The sequence below is a fragment of the Larkinella sp. VNQ87 genome (genome assembly GCF_049445795.1).
Taxonomy (GTDB): domain Bacteria; phylum Bacteroidota; class Bacteroidia; order Cytophagales; family Spirosomataceae; genus Larkinella.
In genome coordinates this window covers 155,711-175,252 of record NZ_JBMSDT010000016.1, presented here as the reverse complement: position 1 = coordinate 175,252, position 19,542 = coordinate 155,711, and the positions used below count along the sequence as shown (strand labels likewise).

18 protein-coding genes are annotated in these 19,542 nt (G+C 53.2%); 4 read left to right on the top strand and 14 right to left on the bottom strand.

Annotated features, from left to right (window positions below):
- The first annotated feature begins 1 nt into the window (after position 1).
- Complete coding sequence (locus ACO2Q8_RS25050) at positions 2 to 1,888, top strand: exo-alpha-sialidase (protein WP_423347623.1); 1,887 nt, start codon at positions 2 to 4, stop codon at positions 1,886 to 1,888.
- A 30-nt stretch (positions 1,889 to 1,918) separates the two neighbouring features.
- Here the strand turns inward: ACO2Q8_RS25050 and ACO2Q8_RS25045 are convergent, their stop codons facing one another.
- From ACO2Q8_RS25045 to ACO2Q8_RS25035, 3 genes are all read right to left on the bottom strand, one after another.
- A complete protein-coding gene (locus ACO2Q8_RS25045) occupies positions 1,919 to 2,752 on the bottom strand; it encodes an ion transporter (protein ID WP_423347622.1) in 834 nt (277 codons plus the stop codon).
- A 20-nt stretch (positions 2,753 to 2,772) separates the two neighbouring features.
- Positions 2,773 to 4,017 carry a sensor histidine kinase gene (locus ACO2Q8_RS25040; protein WP_423347621.1) on the bottom strand — a complete coding sequence of 415 codons (1,245 nt, stop codon included), beginning with the start codon at positions 4,015 to 4,017 and terminating at the stop codon, positions 2,773 to 2,775.
- Positions 4,018 to 4,144: 127 nt separating this feature from the next.
- Entirely contained in the window at positions 4,145 to 5,419 is a 1,275-nt protein-coding gene (locus tag ACO2Q8_RS25035; RefSeq protein WP_423347620.1) for an MFS transporter, read from the bottom strand.
- A gap of 188 nt (positions 5,420 to 5,607) precedes the next feature.
- On the opposite strand from ACO2Q8_RS25035, the gene ACO2Q8_RS25030 reads away from it, so the two are divergent.
- The gene (locus ACO2Q8_RS25030) at positions 5,608 to 5,850 is read left to right on the top strand and encodes a hypothetical protein (RefSeq protein WP_423347619.1); all 243 of its coding nucleotides are present in this window, start codon (positions 5,608 to 5,610) and stop codon (positions 5,848 to 5,850) included.
- Positions 5,851 to 6,029: 179 nt separating this feature from the next.
- Here the strand turns inward: ACO2Q8_RS25030 and ACO2Q8_RS25025 are convergent, their stop codons facing one another.
- The 6 genes from ACO2Q8_RS25025 to ACO2Q8_RS25000 all read right to left on the bottom strand — a co-directional run bounded on the left by ACO2Q8_RS25025 (position 6,030) and on the right by ACO2Q8_RS25000 (position 13,762).
- Positions 6,030 to 6,809 (bottom strand): SDR family NAD(P)-dependent oxidoreductase, encoded by a 780-nt coding sequence (locus ACO2Q8_RS25025; protein WP_423347618.1) that lies wholly within the window; start codon positions 6,807 to 6,809, stop codon positions 6,030 to 6,032.
- 108 nt (positions 6,810 to 6,917) lie between these two features.
- The gene (locus tag ACO2Q8_RS25020; protein WP_423347617.1) at positions 6,918 to 7,976 is read right to left on the bottom strand and encodes a sugar phosphate isomerase/epimerase family protein; all 1,059 of its coding nucleotides are present in this window, start codon (positions 7,974 to 7,976) and stop codon (positions 6,918 to 6,920) included.
- 45 nt (positions 7,977 to 8,021) lie between these two features.
- On the bottom strand, positions 8,022 to 10,559 hold the full coding sequence (locus ACO2Q8_RS25015) for a DUF7133 domain-containing protein (RefSeq protein ID WP_423347616.1): 2,538 nt from the start codon (positions 10,557 to 10,559) through the stop codon (positions 8,022 to 8,024).
- A 158-nt stretch (positions 10,560 to 10,717) separates the two neighbouring features.
- Positions 10,718 to 11,878 (bottom strand): lycopene cyclase family protein, encoded by a 1,161-nt coding sequence (locus ACO2Q8_RS25010; RefSeq protein WP_423347615.1) that lies wholly within the window; start codon positions 11,876 to 11,878, stop codon positions 10,718 to 10,720.
- Between the two features lie 108 nt (positions 11,879 to 11,986).
- The gene (lipA, locus tag ACO2Q8_RS25005; RefSeq protein WP_423347614.1) at positions 11,987 to 12,868 is read right to left on the bottom strand and encodes a lipoyl synthase; all 882 of its coding nucleotides are present in this window, start codon (positions 12,866 to 12,868) and stop codon (positions 11,987 to 11,989) included.
- A 150-nt stretch (positions 12,869 to 13,018) separates the two neighbouring features.
- On the bottom strand, positions 13,019 to 13,762 hold the full coding sequence (locus ACO2Q8_RS25000) for a hypothetical protein (RefSeq protein WP_423347613.1): 744 nt from the start codon (positions 13,760 to 13,762) through the stop codon (positions 13,019 to 13,021).
- Positions 13,763 to 13,950: 188 nt separating this feature from the next.
- On the opposite strand from ACO2Q8_RS25000, the gene ACO2Q8_RS24995 reads away from it, so the two are divergent.
- Positions 13,951 to 14,382: an OsmC family protein gene (locus ACO2Q8_RS24995; protein ID WP_423347612.1), complete on the top strand. Its 432-nt coding sequence runs from the start codon at positions 13,951 to 13,953 to the stop codon at positions 14,380 to 14,382.
- A 9-nt stretch (positions 14,383 to 14,391) separates the two neighbouring features.
- Here the strand turns inward: ACO2Q8_RS24995 and ACO2Q8_RS24990 are convergent, their stop codons facing one another.
- The 4 genes from ACO2Q8_RS24990 to ACO2Q8_RS24975 form a co-directional block, all read right to left on the bottom strand.
- On the bottom strand, positions 14,392 to 15,090 hold the full coding sequence (locus ACO2Q8_RS24990; protein WP_423347611.1) for a LytR/AlgR family response regulator transcription factor: 699 nt from the start codon (positions 15,088 to 15,090) through the stop codon (positions 14,392 to 14,394).
- A 6-nt stretch (positions 15,091 to 15,096) separates the two neighbouring features.
- Positions 15,097 to 16,638: a sensor histidine kinase gene (locus ACO2Q8_RS24985; protein WP_423347610.1), complete on the bottom strand. Its 1,542-nt coding sequence runs from the start codon at positions 16,636 to 16,638 to the stop codon at positions 15,097 to 15,099.
- Between the two features lie 86 nt (positions 16,639 to 16,724).
- Positions 16,725 to 17,120, bottom strand: a complete 396-nt coding sequence (locus tag ACO2Q8_RS24980; protein WP_423347609.1) for a hypothetical protein — start codon at positions 17,118 to 17,120, stop codon at positions 16,725 to 16,727.
- A gap of 54 nt (positions 17,121 to 17,174) precedes the next feature.
- The gene (locus tag ACO2Q8_RS24975; RefSeq protein WP_423347608.1) at positions 17,175 to 18,488 is read right to left on the bottom strand and encodes an aminotransferase class V-fold PLP-dependent enzyme; all 1,314 of its coding nucleotides are present in this window, start codon (positions 18,486 to 18,488) and stop codon (positions 17,175 to 17,177) included.
- Between the two features lie 299 nt (positions 18,489 to 18,787).
- Between ACO2Q8_RS24975 and ACO2Q8_RS24970 the strand changes: the two genes are divergently transcribed.
- Entirely contained in the window at positions 18,788 to 19,135 is a 348-nt protein-coding gene (locus tag ACO2Q8_RS24970; protein WP_423347607.1) for a hypothetical protein, read from the top strand.
- Positions 19,136 to 19,216: 81 nt separating this feature from the next.
- Here the strand turns inward: ACO2Q8_RS24970 and ACO2Q8_RS24965 are convergent, their stop codons facing one another.
- Positions 19,217 to 19,504 (bottom strand): hypothetical protein, encoded by a 288-nt coding sequence (locus tag ACO2Q8_RS24965; protein ID WP_423347606.1) that lies wholly within the window; start codon positions 19,502 to 19,504, stop codon positions 19,217 to 19,219.
- Positions 19,505 to 19,542: the final 38 nt, after the last annotated feature.

Below are 19,542 nucleotides of genomic sequence, written 5' to 3'. Positions count from 1 at the left end.
TATGCCATTGAGTTTGAACCGCCTTTTCCTGATCTTGGGATTGGGTTCGCTGCTGATCAGTCCGTTGCAAGCGCAGGATAACCGAGATATAAGAACCGGAATGGTGATTCCCGACGAAACCTACAGCGACCAGCCCTACATCGTCAAAACCAACGACGGGGCCTGGCTGTGCGTTCTGACCACCGGAACCGGCCACGAAGGCGCGTCGGGCCAGCACATCATCACCTGGCGGAGCCTCGATCAGGGCAAGACCTGGATCGACAAGCGGGATGTGGAACCCGGCGACGGCCCGGAAGCCTCGTATGCCGTGTTGCTGAAAGCGCCCTCGGGTCGGGTGTTCGTCTTCTACAACCACAATACCGACAACGTCCGGGCGGTCAAAGGCGACAATCCGCCGTATAAAGACGGTTTGGTGAAACGGGTGGACAGCCAGGGCTATTTTGTCTTCAAGTATTCGGACGACCACGGCAAAACCTGGTCGGCCAACCGCATAAAGATTCCGATTCGCAATTTTGAAATTGATCGGAAGAACCCGTATCAAGGCAAAATTCAGTATTTCTGGAACGTGGGTCGGGCCTTTTCGTACAAAAAATCGGCTTACGTACCGATTCATAAAGTCGGCGGTTTTGGCGAAGGTTTCTTCACGAGCAGCGAGGGTGCGTTGGTCCAAAGTCCGGATTTATTCACGGTAGACGATCCGGCCAAAGCGCAGTGGAACACGTTGCCCGACGGTGAAATTGGCCTGCGCACTCCGGCCCAAAACGGTGGCCCGATTGCGGAAGAACAAAACGTGGTGGTCCTGAGCGACGGTTCCTTTTTCTGTGTCTATCGAACCATCGACGGTTATCCGGCCTATTCCTACAGCCGGGATGCAGGCCACACCTGGGAACCACCCCAGTACATGCGGTATGGCACCGGACACCTGGTGAAGCACCCACGAGCGGCCAATTTTGTCTGGAAATGCGAAAATGGAAAGTATCTCTACTGGTTTCACAACCACGGTGGGCGGTTTATCCGGGAGCATAAAAACCGGCGAAGCATGGCCTACGAAGACCGCAATCCGGCCTGGGTGATGGGCGGTTTGGAAGTCGATTCGCCGAAAGGGAAGGTCATCAAATGGACACAGCCCGAAATTCTGCTGTACGACGAAGACCCACTGATCCGGATGAGTTACCCCGATCTGGTGGAAGACAAAGGGTCGTATTTCATCACGGAAACCCAGAAAGACATCGCCCGCGTCCATAAAGTTGACGAGAATCTGCTGAATAAACTCTGGAGTCAGTTCGACTATTCAAAAAAAGCGCAGGACGGTCTGGTGACGCAGTGGACGTACCAATCCGGCAACTTTCCGCAAACCGTTGCGGCTCCGGTCCTTCCGGAATTTTACAAACGAGACACCAAAAAGCTGGAGCAACCGGGAATGAATGTGCCCAATGGGTTTACCATCGACATCACCTTTAAGTTGAACGACCTGTCCGGTAATCAACTCCTGCTGGATGCCCGCGACCCGGCCGGGAAAGGCTGGGTGGTTCGAACTACCGACCAGAAAACGATTGAACTGCTCATGAACGACGGCCGGACGCAATCGGCCTGGGCCTGCGACGAAGGCGTGCTGAAAGCCAATCAAACCCATCAGGTCAGCATCCTGATCGATGGGGGGCCGCACATCATCGCGTTTGTAGTCGATGGCGTGCTGAACGACGGGGGCGACACCCGGCAGTTTGGCTGGGGACGGTTTAGCCCCTACCTAAAGTCGGCCGCCGGAACGTCGGACATCCGGATCGGCGCACCGATTCGGGGAAAAGTCAATCAAGTTTCGATCTACAACCGGGCTCTGACCGTTTCGGAAGCCATTGGAAATTATCGCGCCCAAAGGAAAGCACTGTAATTCCCACTTTCATTTATTGGCTGCATGGCATTACAGATGCGCCCCGCAATACTTGCAGAAAACCGCATCGGCATCGTGTCCTTCAGCCCCGCAGGCCGGGCAGGACTGTGAAGAAACCCGGTTAAGTTTCTGAGCGGCCTGGGAAATTTCCACCGTTACGATCCCGGTCGGAACCGCAATCACGCCGTAGCCAAGGACCATCACGAGCGACGCCAGTGCCTTGCCCGCCGGGGTTTGCGGAGAAAGGTCACCGTAGCCGACCGTCGTTAACGTCACAATGGCCCAGTAAATACTCGTCGGGATGCTGTCGAAACCGTGTTCTTCGCCCTCGATGATGTACATCAACGAACCGATGATGACCACCAGCGACAAAACCGTCAGAATAAATACGCTGATTTTCCGACGGCTGGCCTGAAGGGCGCTCGTGATGATGCTGGCTTCCGACAAATATTCAGACAACTTCAAAATCCGGAAAATCCGGAGTAACCGCAGAATCCGGATGGTGAACAAATACTGCGTACCCGGAATCAGTAAACTCAGGTAAGTTGGCAAAATGGCCAGCAGGTCGACAAAACCGAAGAAACTTTGCGCATACCGCAACGGGCGCCCAACGCTAATCAGACGCAGAATATATTCGACGGTAAACAGAACGGTAAAAAACCACTCAAGCCAGTGTAACAGCGGACCATAGATCACCCTGACGCTCCGGATACTTTCCAGCATGACGACCGTTACGCTGATGAGAATGCTACCAATCAGGATGATATCAAAAGCTTTACCCGCCGGAGTATCTGCCTCGAAAATAATTTCGTGTAGACGGGCCCGCCAGGGCGACGTGGGCTTTTTAGGCGTCGATAAAGCCATACTAACGAGGATAAAGGCTTTTAGGTCAGGGGAAACGTCACGGTAATTGTCGTTCCCTCCCCAACTTCGGAGTGTGCCCGGATCAGGCCCGAGTGATTTTGAATGACCTTGCGACAGTACGCCAGTCCGAATCCCTCTCCCTCCCGGACCTGCTTATCGGGCAACTGCATAAACAGATCAAAGATTTTTTCGAGCTGCGACTTTTCAATGCCAATGCCGTTGTCGGCGATCTGAATTGCCAGGTAACGGACTGCGGCCCCGGCTGGTAACGGATACGGGAGTTGCCAGCTATCCAGCAGCTGACAGGAAATCGTAATAACCGGCGGAGTATCTTCCCGCGAAAATTTGACTGCGTTACTAACCAACTGGTAAAACAACTGTTCTAACTGCAATCGAATTCCGTTGATCGGGGGCAGATCATCCACCTCCATGATAGCCTGTTTTGCCTGCAACTGAGGGGCAAGCTGTTCGCTGACATCCCGAATCAATTTATTCAGATCGACAGGTTCACTAACAGACTCTTCATCTTCCAGATCGACAAAATCGGCCAGCCCCTTGATCATCATTGAAAACTTCCGGGCATTGGCGTTGATTTTCAACGCCAGATGTTTCGCCTGGTTAATGTCCTTTCGATCAGAAGCATCGATCAACATTTCACTAAAAATCCGGAGTTTCCGAAGCGGTTCCTGTAAATTATGGCTGGACATTCGCCGGTATTGCCGGTTTTCGTTCAGGGTATTGGCCAGTTGATGATCCAGTCGCTGTACAACGCCCAAACTGTGGTCGAGCAGATCGACCTGCTGCAAATGAAAGGCAATCAGATCGGTAAAAAGGCTGAATAGCCCGATCACCCTGGCATTGTTAAGCGCGTGGGGATGGGGGTCAATGGCGCAGAGGGTGCCGAAGAACTCACCGTTTTTCTGAAAAATAGGGAATGAAATATAGCTTTGGAACCCATACATCCGGGGCGTATGATGCTGGCAGTAGACCGAATCTTCCCGCACATGATCGATAATCACCGGCTGTTGCCGGGTCCGGATTTCGTTACAAATGGTAGTTTCGATCTCTAATTCATCGCCAGGCATCAACCCAAACTGAATATCGTCCCGAACACTGCACGTAATCCAGCGTTTTTCCGTAACCCGGGCGACGGCCGCAAAGCCCATTCCGGTCGTTTGACAAATCACATCAAGAATGGTCGGGATGATTGGAATTTGTTTGATCCTTTCAATATCCCTGAACAATGCGGCATCTGTGTAGCTCATCCCAAATCAATTACCTCAGCATCAAAGATACGCATTTGGCCAGACTATCCGTTTCTGCCTCATCGTTTTCAACCAGAGCCGAAACCGGTTTTTGTCTCCTTTAACAGACAGATGGCCCCAACCGATTTCAGCTAGCCCGGCGCTCGATTTTACCGACCAGAAAAATGTAGGAACAGGCCCCAAGCAGGCCCAGCGATCCGATAAACACCAGCGCCGGTTTGAAATTACCGTCTTTCGCCAAATACCCAATGACGATCGGCACGATAATCGACGCCAGGTTGCCCATGAAGTTGAACACGCCACCCGTCAGGCCAATCAGGTGTTTGGGTGACAGCAATGAGACAAATACCCAGGAAATCAGGGCCATTCCGGCACCAAAAAATGAGAAGGCCATGAAAAAAATGATTGCGGCCGTGTCAGTGGCGTAATTGGCCCCAACAATACTGACGGACAGGATCAATCCGACAATGATGGGGGTTTTCCGGGCGGCACTCACCGACCAGCCGCGTTTGACCAGATTATCGGACAAAAAACCGGACAGCAGAACCCCCGCACAGGCCGCCAGAAACGGCACCGAAGCCAGATAACCGGATTTGATGAAATCCAGCCCCCGGTATTGCACCAGGTAGGTTGGGAACCAGGTCAGGAAAAACCAGAGTGTAGCATTGACCGCAAACTGCGCAATGTAAACGCCCCAAAGCGTCCGGCCGCTGAATACCAGCCGCAAATTAGCCCAACTCCAGACGCTTGGCTGGGCCGCATTCCGTTTCTGCCCCCGAAACAAACCGCCCCCTTCTTCAATGTAAGTTAGTTCAGCCTCATTGACCGTCGGATGGTCCAGCGGATCGCGGTAGGATAAATACCAGACAACACCCCAGGCCAGACCGACCAAGCCGGTAATCACAAACAAGCCTTTCCAGCCCACCTGATTTTGAATCAGGACCAGCACCGGCGTCAGAAACGCCAGTCCGATAAACTGGCCCGATACGTATAGGGCCGTTGCGGCTGCGCGCTCGTTGTCGGGAAACCAACTGGTCACGATCCGGTTGTTGATCGGGTAGGAAGGCGCTTCAAAGGCCCCCGTTGCCAAACGTAGGCCAAACAGGCTGGCAAAACCCCGGGCGAAACCTTGAAAGACCGTTGCAATGGACCAGGTTATCAGGCAGAACGCGTACAACACCCGGGGACCGAAGCGGTCGGCTACCAAGCCACCCGGAATCTGCAAAACCGCGTAGGTCCAGCCAAAAGCCGAAAAGATGTAGCCCATCTCCACCGGCGACAGGGCCAGATCTTTGCTGAGCGCCGAAGCCGCCACCGACAGATTGCTGCGGTCGAGGTAATTGATGACGACGTTGACGAAAACCAGCGCCAGCATGCCGTAGCGGACGCGGGTAGGTTTCATCGTAGGGGTGTAAGTCGATTGCATTAATGCTATTTTTAAGGGTTAGGGGTCTTCTATAAAACCGTATTTTATTCCTCGACCGTCGATCAAAACCGGGATTTGCTAACTGACACAGAATTGACGAACTTTGGAATACAAAATGCCGGAGCATGTAATCAAATCAGCGACAAACGTTTGTTCTAGATAGTATGTCACATCCCGCTCAACCTCCCACCAAACTCAATCCCCTGCAACAGCACCTGCTTGACTTATTCGGTCGGCAGGAGGTCACTGAAAATGATACCAGGGCGATTCAGCAGTTGATTTCAGACTATTTTTTTCAAAAAGCCGAAGCGGAACTGGAACGGGTCTGGTCTGAAAAAGAACTCTCGCCCGACCAACTGGACAAGCTGGCTGACGCGCACTTGCGCACTCCCTACACTCCGCGCTGATGCGTGTTCTGATTGACACCAACTGCCTGCTCATGTGCGCTCCTCGATTGCTGCTAATGCCGACTGGATTATTACCAATGATCGTCACTTTGCGGCTCTTGAGACCATCCCATTTCCTAAAGTCAACAGCATTCGAATGGATGACTTTAAACGTCTCCTGAATGTATAAACCGCCCGCTCTACTTCGCCGTCCAGCCGCCGTCGACCGTCAGCATCGAACCCACCAGGTAGGTTGCCGCATCGCTGGCGAGAAAAATGGCGGCCCCCTGGATCTCCCGGAGTTCCCCCCAGCGGCCCAGGGCCGTGGCACCTACGACAAACTTTTTCCCTTCTTCCGTGTCGGCGATTGGCACGTTCATATCGGTCAGAAATGGTCCGGGACAGATGGCGTTGACGTTGATGTTGAACGGTGCCAGTTCGAGCGCCAACGCGCGGGTCATCTGCACCACCGCGCCTTTGCTGGAGGTGTAGGGCGTGCGGTTCGATAAGCCCACCACGCCCAGTGTGCTGGCCAGGTTGATGATGCTGCCGCGCCCGGCTTTTTTCATATACGGCGTCACGGCCCGACAGCAGAGCCAGGTACCCGTTACGTTCACGGTCATCACCTGGTTGAATTCCTCAAGGCTAAGCTCATCGATCGGTCCGCGGATGTTGATCCCGGCGCTGTTGATCAGCACATCGATCCGCCCGAACGCATCCAGAGCCGCCCGGGCCATCGTTTCGGTCTGTTTTTGATTGGTAATGTCGGCACTGAACGAGAGAGCGGTTACGCCAAAATCCTTGCTCAGTTCTTCGGCCGCTTTAGCGCCTTCATCGGCATTCCGGTTGACGAGCAATAGATCAGCCCCCGCCGAAGCCAGTCCGGCCGCCATCGCGAGGCCTAGTCCTTTGGAGCCACCGGTGACGATGGCCGCTCGCCCACTCAGATCAAATTGCTTAATTCCAGGTAGTTTACTCATACGTGATGTAGTTGTGTTCGGTTTTCGGTAAACGGTTTTCAGTTTTCGGTAGTGACTGTATACCGAAAACCGTATACTAAATACTGTAAACTGAAAACCGTTTACCGCCTACCGAAGTCCTAGTTTGTTATTGCTGTAGGAAAGGCAGGCCAGAATGTTATTCTCTTCAGCCGCCAGGCGATCTTCGGGTGGCAGTTGGGAGAATCGGGGAAGCCCCGGTTTGGCAGCATGCTGTCTGACCATCTGCAAGGTCCGCTCCATGTCCGTTTTGGAAATCCCTTCGAACGTAGCCCAATACTCGTCTTTTCGGCACGGGACTTCCAGCGGGTCGCGGGTTATCATTTCCAAGTTGAAGGTAACGGCCGGATTGTGTTTTTTACAGATTGCGATGATCTTCGGCAACTCCAGAATTCCGCTGCCAAGCGGCACCTCCGAGAGCAGAAAACCGTCCGGATATTCCTGTACGCCCATGTCTTTGACATGAGTCGTAAACACATACGGAGCCAGCGTTTCGACCACTTCCATGGGATTTTCCAGCAACGCAATGCTATTGCCGAAATCCAGCGTGACGCCTAGCCACTCACTTTGAAGCGGTTTAATCAACTCGACCAGCTCGGGCGCCCGCCAGTCCTTGTGATTTTCGACGGCGAGTTTGACTTTGTGTTTTCGCAAAACCGGCTCGGCCAGTTGCAGGGACGTTACGGCGTTTTTCCGCAAAGCTTGCCATTCATCGCGGGAGTGATAACTTTCGTAACGCCGTCCGCTCGAGCAAACCGTCCGCAGCACCTGAGCTCCGGCTTCCTTCGCATGGATGACCTCCTGTTCAAAAGCCGCCACCTGCTCGTCTTTTTTGGGTAATCCGATCGAGCCTTCGAGGTACAAACCGGCTTTTTCCCGTTCGTCACGCACTTTTCTGGCAAAATCCGCCGACCAATCCTTTACCACCGTCTGCACGCCACCCGCACCGATTTCCCGGCAATGCTTAATCAACTCAATGGCGTTCGTAAAACCGGGGTATTTCTGGCTCTCGATCTTTGAATTCCAGCGGGTTCCGTACGAATGCACGACAACGCCCATCGGAACGTCCCGAAAAAAACCGGGCATCGCGGGGAGCGTAAGCGCCACGGCACCAACGCCCGCCCGCTGTAAAAATTCTCGTCTGTCCATGTGTTGAGGATTGGAATAGTCAAATTCGGTACTCATTCGGGCCGCTTACTTCCCGTTGCCAGCCTTCGCTTCCAGCATATAGGCATTCAGTTCTTTGGCGGTCCACGGCACCACCCGGCCTTGCGAGGTCACCCGCGTCATGCCGACGGTCCGGCGTCCGATGGGACCGGCGTTGTTGCCCCATTCATTTCGGATATACATCAGGATGGCCGTGATCGAATTGTCGTCCATCGTGGAATGCGAAGGCATTACCGGCAAAATATCGGGCACGTTGTATACTTTCTTAGCCACTTCCACCGGCCCTTCCATGCCGTGCAGCAGGATTAGTGCCAGCCGTTTTTCGTCGCCCAGCACCCAGTCGGACCCGATTAGCGGAGGACCAAACCGGTTCAGACCGGCACCATCGGTACCGTGGCAACCCGAACAGGTGCTCAGATACAATTGTCGGCCGGTTACAAACAGTTTTTGCTCCTCATCGTTCAGTAAACTCTTTTGGGGGGTACTTACTTTTACGGCGGTATGACCGGGCCATTCAAACAGGGCTGCCAGCGACGCCAGCCGCGCGGGTTCGATACCGGGGTTGGAACGGGCCAGAATACCCGGAGCTGCGGCTAGTTTGATCGGTTGCTTCGTCGTGCTACCCAGGATCGAGAGACTCGTCAGCACGGCCTTCTCCTGCCAGCCCAGCGATTCCTTGTCCAGCATCGCCAGCAATTCGGTGAGTTCCGCCGGATTCCGCTTCCGGGCAATGGAAGTCGTCAGCATTTCCAGAAAAATCTCCTTCGACGGCTCGTGACGCTGCCACTGCGGTGAATTGAGCAACGCTTTTAGAAACGCAAACTCCTGGTTGTAAAGACTACTCATGGCCGCATCGCGAATCAACGCCGTCGTTCCGTAGCGGTTGACGATTCCGGCCAGCAAGCGATGCGAGGCCGTTAGTTCCAGCGTTCCGGCCGTAAACGTCATCTGAAGAATCTGTTCGATCGGCGCTTTTTCCCAATCGGTCAGAAGCCGCTGCGCCAGCGTCGTCCGAACGACCGGATCGGTTTTAGCCATCGGTTCCAATAGGCGCAACGCGGTGGTTTTGATCCGGGCATCCGGATCGTTCAACAGGGTTAAAAGTAACTCGGACCGGCTCAGTTTCAGGCCATCCAGCGTCCACAAGGCATGAAACCGGCCTAAGGAACTGTTGCCTTTCTGCGCCAGATCCTCCAGCGGTTTTTGCAGGCTTTTGTCGTTGCGCTCCACCAGCAGCCGCTGCGCCATGTCGCGGTACCAGCCGTCGGGGTTCGACAATTGCCGGACTAGTTCTTTGGTCGATGCCGTCGAGAGCTTCACGGCTTTTGCCGGTTTCCAGTTTTCCGGTACGATCCGCCAGATGCGTCCCCGGTTGATGGGCATCACCAGCCCCCGGTTGATCGTTTGTTCGCGCAGGTAGGGCGTCACGTAGGCTTTGTGCTGGATCAGGCCCCGGTACATATCGGCCACATACAGCGCACCATCCGGCCCCGATGCCAGGTGAACCGGCCGAAAGCGCTCGTCGGTCGAAGCCAGAAACTCTTTCCCGGGATGCGGGTCCTGGGCCGTCAGCGAAATGACGCCTTCAGCCACCCGGTTGCGCTTGATGAGGTTTCCGGCGGGTTCGCAAACGAACACATTCCCTTTATACTCCGTCGGCAGGGCCGTCCCCCGGTAGACCAGGGGCGAACAAGCCGCTGTAAACTCCTGTAAACGACCACCTTTGTCGAGCGTGCCGGGAATGTAGCCCCGGTTCACGGCTGGAGTCGGCCGGATGGGATACACACGCCGGTCGAGCGTTAGGCCGACATCGATGCCCGTGGTTGGCGTATGGTTTTTGTTGCGGGAAAGGTAGTTCGGCGGCACCAGATCGGCGTGCAGTTGCGACCAGTTGTAATTGTAATAAAGCCGCCCTTCGTCGTCGTGGCTAATGCCCCACTGCCCCCGGAATTCGGTGCTGTCGCGCTCCCATCTTCCGTTGGCAAGCCGGTACCGCAGCCGGGATTTGGCGTTGTAGTACCAGTTGTCCATACTACGCCAGAGGCCATTTCCGGAATGTTCGGGCAAACCGCTTCCGGCGTATTGGGCATCGATCAGCGTTTTACTGTCCGCTTTTAAATCCCCGTTCCGGTCTTCGGTCATCCATAGTTTGCTGTTTTCAACCACCAGAGCGCCCCCTGGTACCAGGGCAATGGCCCGCGGCAACACCAGACTATCGAGGTAGATTTTGCTGACGTCCATCTGCCCGTCGCCATTTGTATCCTCTAAGACCGAAATGCGGCCCACCGGTTTTTCCTCGCCGGTTCCGTCCATGTCAGGCATGAAACCCCGCATCTCGACCACCCACAGCCGCCCGTCTTCGTCGAACGTGATCACGACCGGGTCCTGCACCATCGGTTCGGCCGCAACGAGCTGGATTGTCAGCCCGGGTTCGAGTTGAAACGTGGTAAGTTCTTCGGCGGGTGTCCGGGCGGGCGACGGACTTTCCTGCCGCATGGTGATGAAGCTTAACAGACCCCAAAGTCCCGCACCCAACAAGCCGATGACGTAAATGCGCTTCTGCATGAAACCCTGTTTGTGAGTATTACACAATAAAGATTTTTTTGCAAAATACTACTCGTTTTGCGCAATTGTGAAGCAATTAATAAGGCTTTTTGTCATCCCTCCTGTCGTCGGGATGACAAAAGCAGTCAGTCAGAAAATGGAAGCGTGTTGTCGCCCCCTCAAATCCGCAAAACCTTTTTCCGCAACACATCCAGCGCAGCCACGGTAAATGGCCCCAGCGGTACGGTCGACATGATTTTGAGATCCTCCGTGAACGTGGTATCTTCGTCCAGAAACCGGAAAATCTGGCCAGGGGGGTTGTATTGGTACAGGCGCGTAAAGACGTCGTCGGCCGGGTGTCGCCGGTATTGCAGCACATTCAGCAGCACACTGTCCAGGTACTTTTTAAAAACCCGCCGAAGCCACGGTTTCCGGCGTCGGGGCTTGCCGATGGCGACGAGATTCTGCACAATTTCGTGTAAATACCGCTGCGTACGCTGGAAGGTGTAGCCCGTCGACGGTTTGGTGTAACCGCCCGAGGTGCCAATCCGGACGACCCGCCGACCCGCCCGCTCCTGGGTTGGTTCATCCGACATCGGAATAATGCCAAATTCGGTTTCCTGAATGGTATAGTTTCCCGTATCCAGAAACCGGCTGATGTAATCGATCAAGGCCGTATCGTATTCTGCGTCGGCCAGCAACCGGTCGTTGAAAATGGTGTATTCGACCAGGGCTGTCCGTTCATCGAATGGCAGCACGTACAAAAACCGGCAGTCGCCGTGCTGCTCGACCCGGAAATCCATCATGCAAGGGCGGTTTACGTCAAAACACGGTTTTTCGGTTTGAATAACCCAGCCTTTAAAATGCTGCAGGAGGTTGTGGTTTTCGGGCCGTTTCAGGTTCAGGGCAAACGTGCTGTCGAAGACATAACTGGCGATATACGGTTCGTCGTTGGCAATGACAAAACCGCCCTGGGGCGTGTCCTTCACGCGGTTGATGGTCACCTGGCGAAATTCAATCGTGGGAAACTGCGCGAGGTGGTTCTTCATGAACTCGTAAAAATCAATACCGCGCAGCATTTTGTACTGGTAATCACCGATGTCGAGCAGTCCCTCGTAGGTGGTTCCGAAAAACTCGACGGTGTTCCATTTCCGGAACAAAATGGGTTCAAAAGGTCCGGTCTGTTGTTCCCAGAAACACCAGGTTCGGTCGTTGCGTTGCTTGGTTTCCTTGTCCAGAATCAGAATGGACCGGTCGCGCAGGGGCGACTGGCTCAGGTAATACGCCAGACTCAACCCGGCCATTCCTCCTCCTGCGATGATGAAGTCGTATTTTTTCATTCATACCAAGAAAAGGAAAAAGGAGCAAAGCAGAAAGGAAGGGCGGGAAAAAAGCCCAAAAACCTATTTCCCTCTCTTTTTTCTGCCTGGCTCCTTCGGGTTGCGGTTTTACACGTTGACGTGCCGCTCGGCATGGTACGACGACCGAACCAGCGGCCCGGACTCGACGTATTTCAGACCGCGTTTCAGCCCTTCCTCCTGGTACATGGCAAACGTTTCGGGATGAATCCACTCAATGACTTCGTGGTGCATCTTGGTGGGTTGCAGGTATTGCCCGAGCGTCAGAATATCCAGTCCGTTCTCGACCAAGTCATCCATCGCTTTCAGCACCTCATCGACGGTTTCGCCCAGACCCAGCATGATGCCGGATTTAGTCCGCTGGCCGAAGTCTTTCGTCCGGCGAATCTGTTCCAGGCTGCGTTCGTAACGGGCCTGGGGCCGGACGCGCCGGTACAACCGCTCGACGGTTTCCATGTTGTGCGAAACCACTTCCTGACCGGCCGAAATCATCCGGATCAGTGCATCCCAGTTGCCTTTCGTATCCGGAATCAGCGTTTCGATGGTCGTCGTAGGCGACACTTCCTTCACGGCCCGGACGGTTTGGTACCAGATTTCGGCTCCCCGGTCTTTCAACTCATCCCGGTTGACCGACGTAATGACCGCGTGTTTGACTTTCATCAGCAGGATGGCTTCGGCCACCCGCCGGGGTTCGTCGGTATCGTATTCGTTCGGGCGACCCGTGGCGACGGCGCAAAACGTACAACTCCGCGTGCAGACGTTGCCCAAAATCATGAACGTGGCCGTGCCGGCCCCCCAGCACTCGCCCATGTTCGGGCAGTTACCGCTTTCGCAAATCGTATGTAATTTATAGGTATCGACCAGTTTACGGACTTTGGCGTATTCGGGACCGATGGGCAGTTTCACCCGCAACCAGTCGGGTCGTTTCCGGTTCCGTTGTTGTTCGGAAGGAATTACGGGAAGTTCAATCATAGCGCACCTCAAATCCTGTTTTCTACACAATGGATTTTTGGTTCGTAAAGTTCGGGAAAAAGCCGGAAAGGAAAAAGTGACGGGGTGTTGGCTTCGGATCACCCGCACGGGGTCTTCCGAAGCCAACACCCCGTTTTAGGATTGCTGCTCTTATCGCTTGTTCCCGAAAAAGAGGGTCACAAAACCAGAGGTATACACACTGCGGTTGTTGGCATCGTGCATAATCACAACTTCTTTCGGGAAGGCTTCGGCCAGAAAACCGATCTCCAGCCCGGTCATGTTGTTACGGAAAGCGCTCAGTTCGAACGCAACAGCCGCTTTGAAGTTCAGGCCGACGGTCAGCTTCGATTTGTCGAACCCCTGAAAAAAGCTCCCCGCGCCGACAATCAGTTCCGGCTGGAGCGACGGATCGAACGGCCGCGTGTCGACCTGGCCCGGCCGGGTTGAATATTGCACGTAATACGGTTTGATCACGCCGATGGAAGGGCCAACCGCCAGAATCCCGTTGATAGCCACACCCTCGTCCGCGGTCCGGGTGAACAGCGAAATCTCCCGGCCATACTGCGGCCGGACGACAAACAGGTAATTCTGCTTATTGTACACATACCGGGCGCCCGAGTACGGCGTCGACGACTGCACTTCTTTGGGGTGCTTCACGTTGACAATCTCAACGGCCAGGTACCGAAACTGCCGTTTCCCCTGAAACAGCGTCGGCAATGCTTTCGAATGCCGGAACACAAAACCGCCCAGAATACCGGAATTCGTATTGGTCGTGACGCCATAAGTCGTCACCGACGTATACTTGTCTTCATCAGTATCGACGTTCTGAGCCCATCCACTGCGCATTGTCAGCAGCAGACCCATGATGGTAAGTATCGGAAAAACTCGTGACACGGTCGTAGTAGAATACTTTTGTAAGAATAAAAATAACAGTTTACTTTGAAACGAAGAAATATACTCCGCGTCAACCCCGCAATTCGGCTCCGTAAGGGTAACGGTCTGTTTCATTGGATGGTTGCGTACGGCAATGTATATTTTTCTGTTAACTTTCATTGCATAACGGTTAATTAGTTTTTGGTACCATGCCCACAGTTCATACTACGTATTTAGGCGACTTACGAACGGAAGCCACCCACCTGCAATCCGGCACCCGGATTTTGACCGACGCGCCGACCGACAATACCGGCAAAGGCGAAGCCTTCTCCCCCACGGATCTGGTGGCGACGGCCCTGGGAAGCTGCATCATTACCACGATGGGCATTGTAGCCCGGCGCGATGGCATCGAACTGCCGACGAGCGAATTGAGCATCACGAAAATCATGTCGAAAGACGCCCCCCGGCGGATTACCGGGATTGAAATTGACATCGTGATGGGACCATCGGATTTCGACGAAATGTTTCGGGCCAAAATGGAGCAGATCGCCCACACCTGCCCGGTCGCCATCAGCCTGCACCCTGATTTGCAGCAGGTCGTCCGGTTTACCTGGAAAGAGACGGAGCCGATTGGAGCCTGAAACCGGCGGCTAGTTTTTGAGCAGGCGGCTTTTCAGGTCGGCCACGTTTTCTTCATACGAAGCGCCAATCGGTATTTTTACGCCGTTGACGGTGATTTCGGTGCGGGCTATTTTATCGACTTTCCGGAGCGAAACAATGTAGGAACGGTGAACCCGAACAAACCGGTTTTCGGGCAATGTTCGCAAGACCTCGGCCAATGTCTGCCGACTGAGCAGCTTGCGGTTTTTCAACACGAACGTCACGTAATTGCCGTCGGCTTCAAGGTACAGAATATCATTCAGTTCGACTTTTTCTTCTTCGTACCCGGTTTTTACAAACAGAAAGTCTTCAGCCGTTTCGCTGCGGATATTCTTGAAATCCAGCGCTTTGTTACAGGCTTTCAGGAAGCGGGCCAGCGAAAACGGTTTCAGCAGGTAGTCGATGGCATCCAGTTCGAAGCCCTGCACGGCGTAGTCGGAGTAGGCCGTGGTGAAGACGATCATCGGCACCGTGGACAGGCACCGCACAAACTCGATGCCCGAAATATCCGGCATCTTGATGTCCAGAAAAATCAGGTCGATTTTGTTTTTCTGCAAATACGGAATCGCTTCGAAGGCATCCGTAAAACCGGCTTTCAACGCCAGAAACGGCACTTTGGCGGCATGCATCCGCACGACCTCCAGGGCCTGCGGTTCGTCGTCGATGGCGATAGCGGTTAAGGGGTTCACGAAGGGTCAGTACCGAATAGTTAAGGCGATAAAATAATCCTGCTCCGACGCCTGGATCGCCAGCGTGTGCCGGGTCGGGTAAATCAGTTCCAGCCGTTTCCGAACGTTTTCCAGCCCGATGCCGGTCCGGTCTTTTTCGGGGTCGCTGGCAGTAGCCGGATGCCGGGAATTGTGGACTTTGAAATAGAGCGTGGTCAAATCCCAGGTCAAAGTAATAAAAATCCAGGACGGTTTTCGCAGGCTAATACCGTGTTTGAACGCATTTTCCACGAACGGAATCAGCATCATCGGCGCAATGGCCACGTCCCGTTCCGGCTCCTGAATCGTCACCCGGATTTCGATGCCGTGCGATTCGTCGAGCCGCATCCGCTGAAGCTGGATGTAGTTGCGGAGGTATTCGATTTCTTTTTCCAGTGGAATCCGGTCGCGGTTGTTTTCCTGCAACATAAAACGCATCATGTCGCCCAGCTTCTGAATACCGTCGGCGGTTTTTTCGCTGTTTTCCTGCAAAGCCGTTGCGTACAGGCTGTTGAGGGCGTTGAACAGAAAGTGCGGGTTGATCTGCGATTGCAGCCCCGCCAGTTCGGCCGATGTTTGGGAAACCTGGGTCTGGAGTTGAATTTTCTCCCGCGTGAAAACCCGGCGCATGAGCGCGATCAAACCCGGCACAAAAAGGGTAAGCAGCAATAAACCCAAATTGAGTCCGTAAACAGGGAATTTAAATTGCCACCTCGCACCCCATATTACCACAGTTGTCCCCAGCCAAATTAAAAGATAAACAAGGATCCGAACGATAAACTCCCCTGAACGAGAATGATGTACATAAGGAAAAATCGTTTGGTAAATACAACGTTGAAGTATGTAGAACTGGATTAAAGTGACGAGTACCATCAATAGATTACCGAAGGGTGGTTCCCAGAGCGTTTCAGGCAAGTGCCCACCTAACGCAAAGAGCATCAACAATGCCGCCAGTGGAATCCAGAAAAAATAATTAACGTACCGGTATTCCTGCCCGAATTTCCGATCTAAAAAATAGCCTAGCTGACTCAGCAGTTCGTATGCTAGTAGCAAAACGGCTAACCCGATCGTATCGGCCAGTACGTTTCGTTTACTGTATGGCGAATAGACTTTTAAGCCAATGATGGAATTGTAGTCATCCAGTTTATACCGTGTGTACAATTTAAGGGAATAATAAACCGCAACGCTACTAACGAGAAAGAAAAGTGTCAAACCCGCGAACAGCCAGGTTTCTTCGTCGTTTTTTCTACGCTGAAGATTGGGATAGACCCAATAGTGGAAAAAGAACCAGGCTAACAGAAAGAATACTACCCCGGCAATCAGCGCCAGGTTATTATTCAAATTGTGGTTATAATTCGCCAGTTCCCGTAGCGTGATGGAGGCTGGTCGGCCTCTTCCATTTTGCAAGACAGCTTCGATCATTGAGTTGAGCCGGTCGGCTTCCTGAATCAATCGGCGAACTACGTAAACCACGGTTAGTGCGGCCGTGAACCATAATTCGTACCGCCGGATGCCTGTTATGTCCCGCATAGTCAGTTGTTTTAGACAAAGCTAGGTAGGAACAACTAGGTAAGGATCGAAATGGGGTCAAACCGGCGAAAAATGGGATCAATTGCCTATCGAATGAAAACCGGATTGCCGTCCTGTTTTTTCTTTCGCATCAAATAAATAAACTGATTGGACGAACCGGCACCCGAGTGGGTAACCTGAAACGAAACGACTTCCCAGCCGTTTTTCTCGACAAAATTAACGGCCTGCATCACCGTATCAAACCGCTCGAGCGGTTTGCCTTCCTCGTCGAAGAGACGAAGTTCACTGTTGATTCGCTCCCGGAAATCGGCCTGTCCGTAATCGACATACACGCGCGCTTTGCCGCCCAGACCGGGGTATTCACAGATCAATTGACAGTATTGAATATCCAGTTGATTGATGTTGACCCGGTTTACGACCAATTGGGCAGCAGCCTGGACGGAAATCGTGATCAGAAAAAGCAGCCTAGAAAACGGTTTCATATCCTCATCGGTTTTCTCCCATAACGAAGCAAAACCGATAATTACGATACATGATCAGCTCTTCTTTTGTTTTCCGGCCAAATTTTGCTTACCCGCCAGTTCCGAAATCGCCACCACCAGCCGGTCGAGGTCTTTGGGCGTCGTGTAGATGTGGGGTGTTACGCGCACGCCGTTGACCTCACCCAGTGAGATGGGCGTTGTATGGATTTTGTAAGTACCCAGCAGTTGGCTTTCCAGTTCGGGGCCTTTGAGCCCGTCGACGCCGACGACAGCCAGCGCCCCGGCAAATTCTGGTTTGAGCGAGGTATATAATTTGACACCGGGTACTTCTTTCACCCGTTCGGCCCAGTAATTTTTCAGGTAATGTAACCGCGTAAACTTCCGGGCAGCTCCGATTCCCAGGTGAAAATCGACCGCCGTGCCGATCGCCATCTCGGACGCAAACGAGCGGGTTCCGAGCGACTCGAATTTCCGGATGTCGGTTCCGTCGGGATCGGTATTCGACAACAATGCCCAGACGTTTTTGATCTTGTCTTTTTTAATGTACATCATCCCGCTGCCAAACGGGGCGCAAAGCCATTTGTGCAGACTAGTGGCCCAATAATCACAACCCAGATCGGGAATTTTGTAATCGACATGAGCAAAGCTGTGTGCTCCGTCGCAAATGACCTCAATGCCTTGCTTGTGGGCCGCATCGGCAATTTTCCGAACCGGCATGATCTGGCCCGTCCAGTTGATCACGTGCGTTACGTGCACCACTTTCGTCTTGCTGGTAAAGGCACTGACGTATTGCCGAACCAGTTCATCCTCGTTTTCGGAGGGCAGTTTCAGATCGAGCCAGACAAGTTTAATTCCGTCGCGTTTTTCGCGCTGTTTCCAGGCATTCATCATGTTTGGGTAATCCTGTTTCGCCAGAATCACCTCGTCACCCGGTTTTAGATCCAGACCGAAAATGATGGTATTGAGTCCTTCGGTGGCGTTGCGGTTGATGGCCAGTTCCTCAGGTGAGGTGCCCGCCAGATCGGCCAGCTTAGTCCGGAGCGATTCGCGTCCCTGATCGAGAATGCGCCACATGTAGTAGCTCGGAGCCTCGTTGGAATACTGGTAAAACCGGATGTGCGCATCCTGCACCGACTTCGGTTGCGGACTCACCCCGCCGTTGTTCAGGTTAAGGAGGTTAGGCGAAACCGTAAATTCGGCCTTGATCCAGGCCCAGAAATCTTCATCGGTCGCGACTTGCTGCGGGCTGGCCGAACTTTCCAGACGCCGAAACAGAGCGCGATTTGTTTCGGACGTAAAGTCAGGAAGTATAAATGGGGCAGCGGCTGCTGTGCTGAGCTGGCGGAAGAAGGAACGACGAGTGGTCATGGGTTGAAGAGAATAGGGCGTTTGTCCAACAAGATAAAAATAAAATTGGAATGCACGCACGCCGACCAAATAATACAACAGTAAATCCTGCCAATATCTAATTTTTATTCCGGCAAACTACCGTTCACTCAGAACCTTCCGAAGTTATGATAAGCCTACGTACTTCTGGCACGGTATAGGTGGAAACTACGCATTTTGCAAAAAGCGTACTTGTGCGCTAAAACCGCCCCGGCCGACCCCCTACTTTTGCAATGTCATCTGACATATCCACACCATTTACTTTTTGAACAACACTATTAATGAAAACGGTTTTGATTTTCAGTACGCTTTGCCTTGCCCTGGCAATTACCTTAAGGGCCTCGAGTCACAAAAAGATAACACTCAAACAGACGCTCGAACAGCAGATCGCTTCGTACGTCATGTACCCGGACGTCTTGCAGGAGGTCGACAGCGACGATGAAGTCGTGATTAAATTTCGGGTCGATAGCCAGCAGCGGTTGGCCGATCTGCGCATCTCCGACGGTGACAACAAAAGCTTGAACGCCACGCTGATCAAGCAGCTAATGGGCAAAAAAATCTTTTTGAACGAACCCAATTTCAACGAAAGCCAGGAGTATCTGGCCCGGGTCCGCTTTCGGCTGATTTAAATAACACTTCCTGTCCTCCCCAGAAACGCCGTCGGCTCCGAATTGCTTCGGAGCCGACGGTTTTATAAGGATTTCCACCAGCTACTTAAACCGGTTTCGGGCATAAAAGGGCAAGACTTCCATGGAATCGATGGCTTCCAGCTTCAACTGCCGGAAATGGTAGCTTATTGGTCCGCTGAATTCGTACGGAATAACCGACCAGCGCCTTTTGCCGGAGAGGTGAGCTATGTGCAAAACCGGCTGATCTTCGGTAGGCAGCGGGGCCAGTAGTTGAACGGGTTGCAGCGGATACGAATCACCCGTGAGGTGGATCACCACGTAATCGCTGGTACTATCCAGTTCCAGGCTTCTGAATTCATCCAGGGTCATCGTTGACAGAAGGTTAAGAACAAAAACCGTCTCAGAGA